The sequence below is a fragment of the Devosia sp. Leaf64 genome (genome assembly GCF_001421945.1).
GTDB lineage: Bacteria > Pseudomonadota > Alphaproteobacteria > Rhizobiales > Devosiaceae > Devosia.
The window spans coordinates 12,684-13,618 of record NZ_LMLO01000024.1 but is presented as its reverse complement, the minus strand read 5'-3'; the positions used below and the strand labels follow the sequence as shown (position 1 = coordinate 13,618).

Annotated in this window: 1 protein-coding gene; it reads right to left on the bottom strand. The window is 58.4% G+C overall.

Annotated features, from left to right (window positions below; genetic code table 11):
- Window positions 1–25 precede the first annotated feature (25 nt).
- Window positions 26–901 (bottom strand): alpha-D-ribose 1-methylphosphonate 5-phosphate C-P-lyase PhnJ, encoded by an 876-nt coding sequence (locus tag ASE94_RS17720; RefSeq protein ID WP_062631487.1) that lies wholly within the window; start codon window positions 899–901, stop codon window positions 26–28.
- Between the last annotated feature and the right edge of the window lie 34 nt (window positions 902–935).

Sequence of the window (935 nt, the reverse complement as noted above, 5' to 3'; positions counted from 1 at the left end):
GGGAGAGGTGAAAAAGTGCGTCCCATCACTCCGCCGCCTCCTTCATCCCCAACACCCCAACAACCCCCGCCTCCCGCCGCTCTTCGCAGTGGTCGGTGTCCGAGCACACATACATGTGCCCGCCCCGATCATCCAAAATGACCTCATCCAGATACACCCCCTCCGCGCCACACAGCGCGCAGGGCTCCTCAAAATGCTGAATCTCAAACGGATGATCCTCAAAATCGAGGCTGACGACATCCGTAAACGGCGGCACCGCATAGATCCGGTGCTCACGCCCCGCCCCAAACAGCTGCAGCGCCTCGCTCCGATGCATTTTCGGATTATCGAATTTCGGCGTCGGCGACGGGTCCATCACATACCGCCCCTCGACCTTGACCGGATAAGCATAGGTCGTCGCAATCCGCCCATGCCGCGCAATGTCCTCATAAAGCTTCACATGCATCAGCCCATATTCCTCGAGCGCATGCATCTTTCGCGTCTCGGTCTCGCGCGGCTCTAAAAAGCGCAGCGGCTCAGGAATCGGCACCTGATAAACCAGGATCTGTCCCGCCTCGAGCTTGCGCTCGGGAATACGATGCCGCGTCTGGATGATCGTCGCCTCCGCCGTGTGCGTCGTCGTCGCGACCTGCGCCACCTTGGCAAAGAACGCCCGGATACTCACCGCATTGGTCGTATCATCCGCTCCCTGATCGATGACTTTCAGCACATCATCCGGCCCAATAATCGACGCCGTCACCTGAACCCCGCCCGTGCCCCAACCATAAGGCATTGGCATTTCGCGCGACGAAAACGGCACCTGATACCCAGGAATGGCGACAGCCTTCAAAATAGCCCGCCGGATCATCCGCTTGGTCTGCTCATCGAGATAAGCAAAATTGTAATTTGCGACGGCGTTCATGACGCTTGCTCCAGGGCTTTCTTATTCTTTTCCC

Bases quoted from the DNA above. Each gene is read 5' to 3' on its own strand.
- ASE94_RS17720 (WP_062631487.1), bottom strand. From the start codon at position 901: ATGAACGCCGTCGCAAATTACAATTTTGCTTATCTCGATGAGCAGACC.